2 protein-coding genes are annotated in these 3,327 nt (G+C 74.2%); both read left to right on the forward strand.

Annotation, left to right across the window (positions count from 1 at the left end):
- The first annotated feature begins 539 nt into the window (after positions 1–539).
- A complete protein-coding gene (locus tag ACLU3S_RS36390) occupies positions 540–2,237 on the forward strand; it encodes a serine/threonine-protein kinase (RefSeq protein WP_413956253.1) in 1,698 nt (565 codons plus the stop codon).
- A 111-nt stretch (positions 2,238–2,348) separates the two neighbouring features.
- Positions 2,349–3,327 (forward strand): serine/threonine-protein kinase (locus tag ACLU3S_RS36395; RefSeq protein ID WP_413956254.1); only part of this gene is annotated, 979 nt, incomplete at its 3' end.

The following is a 3,327-nucleotide window of genomic DNA, read 5'->3' on the forward strand; positions in this document are numbered from 1 at the left end:
CGCGCCGCCCTCCCCGGTGACCGCCCCGGCCAGTGCCGACGCGACCGCGGCGAGGTCCGTGCCCGCGGGCGCCGTGACCAGGACGTCGCGGCTCGCGGCGCGGCCCCGCTGCGCGGACGGCCCCAGCGGGTCTACGACGGTCAGCCGGATCTGCATCGGCGTCAGCGGTCCCTTCTGCGCGGGCTGCGCGGGTCAGCGCGGGGCAGCGCGGGTGCGGACTTCCCCCCACCCCGCACGAGCACGTCGGCCAGTACTGACAGGCATCCTCGCACCTGCCACCGACAGCGCGCCCGGCACCCGGTGAGAAGTGATCTTGATTGGTCGGCTCTGCCCGCAAAAGTTCCTGACCAGGACCGCACCGGCGATCAGTTGAGATCGGTCACGTCCGCATCACGGCAACCAGGAGCCAAACACGTGCGTCTTTCCTTCGAACATGCTCGGGGACGATTACGTAGTGCTCCGAAGGGCGGCACTACAGTGGTTCGGGACAACCGGAATGCAGCCAAGCAAGCAGCAGCAAGCAGCAGGGAGCGCGTGACGTGCGGCCAGTCGGCAGCAAGTACCTGCTTGAGGAGCCGCTCGGACGCGGCGCCACAGGCACCGTCTGGCGTGCCCGCCAGCGCGAGACCGCGGGCGCCGAGGCGGCCGTGCCGGGGCAGCCGGGCGAGACGGTCGCGATCAAGGTCCTGAAGGAAGAGCTGGCGAGCGATCCGGACATCGTGATGCGCTTCCTGCGGGAGCGCTCCGTGCTGCTCCGCCTGACCCACCCGAACATCGTCCGGGTCCGCGACCTGGTCGTCGAGGGCGACCTGCTCGCGCTGGTCATGGACCTCGTCGACGGCCCCGACCTGCACCGCTACCTGCGCGAGAACGGCCCCCTCTCGCCGGTCGCCGCCGCGCTGATGACGGCCCAGATCGCCGACGCGCTCGCCGCGAGCCACGCCGACGGCGTCGTCCACCGCGACCTGAAGCCCGCGAACGTGCTGCTCATGCAGCACGACGGCCAGATGCACCCGATGCTGACCGACTTCGGCATCGCCCGTCTCGCCGACTCCCCGGGCCTGACCCGCACCCAGGAGTTCGTCGGCACGCCCGCGTACGTCGCGCCGGAGTCCGCCGAGGGCCGCCCGCAGACCTCCGCCGTGGACATCTACGGCGCCGGCATCCTGCTGTACGAACTGGTCACCGGGCACCCGCCGTTCTCCGGCGGTACCGCACTCGAGGTGCTCCACCAGCACCTGAGCGCCGAGCCCCGCCGCCCCTCGACCGTCCCGGACCCGCTGTGGACGGTCATAGAGCGCTGCCTGCGCAAGAACCCCGACGAGCGGCCCAGCGCCGAGAACCTGGCGCGCGGCCTGCGGGTCGTCGCCGAGGGCGTCGGCGTGCACGCGAACGCCGCCCAGATCGCCGCCGCCGAGGGCGTCGGCGCGCTGCTCGCGCCCGATCCGGCCCCGGCCGCCGTCCCGGGTGTGCCCGGTGCCGCCGACCCCACCCAGGTGCTGCCGACGAACGCGCCGCAGGGGGCGTACGACCCGAACGCGGCGACCAGCGTGCTGCCGCACACCGGCAACCCCGTCGGCGCCGCCGACCCCACGGCCGTGCTGCCGAACACGGGCGCCGCCGACCCGACGGCCGTGCTGCCGAACACGGGCCCGCAGGGACGCGGGCCCGAGCAGCCGCACCCCTGGCAGACCCAGCTGCGCGCCGCCCGCGACCGCAACGAGCAGACGCAGGTCCAGTACCTCGACCCGAACGAGGACCCGCTGCGCCGCCGCCCCCAGCGGCAGGTCGCCCGGCCGCAGCAGCAGCCGCGCCAGGCCCCCCAGGGCCGCCCCCAGCAGCCGCAGCCGCGCGGCCGGCAGCAGGGCTACCAGCAGGGCTACGGCTATGCGCCGCAGCAGCAGCCCCAGCAGTACGCCCCGCCCCGGGAGCCGCAGCGGTACGCGCCGCCCGCGCCGGAGCCGCAGCGGCCCGCGCGCGAGCCCCGGGCGCCGCGGCAGCGCAGCGCCAACCCGATGAAGATCCCCGGGCTGGGCTGCCTGAAGGGCTGCCTGTTCACGATCGTCATCCTGGTCGTGGCGAGCTGGCTGGTCTACGAGCTGACCCCGCTGCACACCTGGATCGGCCAGGGCCGCGGCTACTGGCACGAGGTGTCCCACTGGGCGGGCCAGCTGGGCCACTGGATCAAGGACCTGGGCGGCTCCTCGGGCGGCGGCTCGTCGGACACCGGGAACTGACCACGGGTTTGCGGATTTGTCGACATCTGGCGGGTGATTTCCGTCTCCGCGGTGAAGGTTGGCTCTCCGGACGCGTAGTTTTAGCGACAACACGCGTCTGTAGGAGCAGTCTTGGCACGGAAGATCGGCAGCCGGTACACCGCGAACCAGATCCTGGGGCGGGGCAGCGCCGGCACGGTGTGGCTCGGCGAGGGACCCGAGGGGCCCGTCGCCGTCAAGCTGCTGCGCGAGGACCTCGCCTCCGACCAGGAGCTGGTCGGACGCTTCGTGCAGGAGCGCACCGCGCTGCTCGGCCTGGAGCACCCGCACATCGTGTCCGTGCGCGACCTGGTGGTCGACGGCAACGACCTGGCCCTGGTCATGGACCTGGTGCGCGGCACCGACCTGCGCACCCGCCTGGAGCGCGAGCGGCGGCTCGCCCCCGAGGCGGCCGTGGCGATCGTCGCCGACGTCGCCGACGCGCTGGCGGCGGCCCACGCGGCCGGCGTCGTGCACCGGGACGTCAAGCCCGAGAACATCCTGCTGGACATGCAGGGCCCGCTCGGCCCCGGCGGGGCCCACCCGGCGCTGCTCACCGACTTCGGTGTCGCCAAGCTGATCGACACCCCGAAGCGGACCCGGGCCACGAAGATCATCGGCACGCCGGACTACCTGGCCCCCGAGATCGTCGAGGGCCTGCCGCCCCGCGCCGCCGTGGACATCTACGCCCTGGCGACGGTCCTGTACGAGCTGCTGGCCGGGTTCACCCCGTTCGGCGGCGGCCACCCCGGCGCGGTGCTGCGCCGCCACGTCACCGAGACCGTCGTGCCGCTGCCCGGCATCCCCGAGGAGCTGTGGCAGCTGATCGTGCAGTGCCTCGCCAAGGCGCCCGCCTCCCGGCTGCGCGCCTCGGAGCTGGCTTCGCGGCTGCGCGAGCAGCTGCCGGGCCTGGCGGGCCTGCCGCCGCTGGACGTGGACGAGCCGGACCCCGAGGACGAGGCGGCGGACGCGGAGCCGGTACCGGCTGCCGCGCCCGGCGGCGAGCCGGAGCGGCGGCGGGGCGCGGTGTCCCTGGTGCCCGGCGCCAGGCCCGACTCCAACCGGGACACCC

Source organism: Streptomyces sp. AF1A, from assembly GCF_047340315.1.
Taxonomy (GTDB): domain Bacteria; phylum Actinomycetota; class Actinomycetes; order Streptomycetales; family Streptomycetaceae; genus Streptomyces.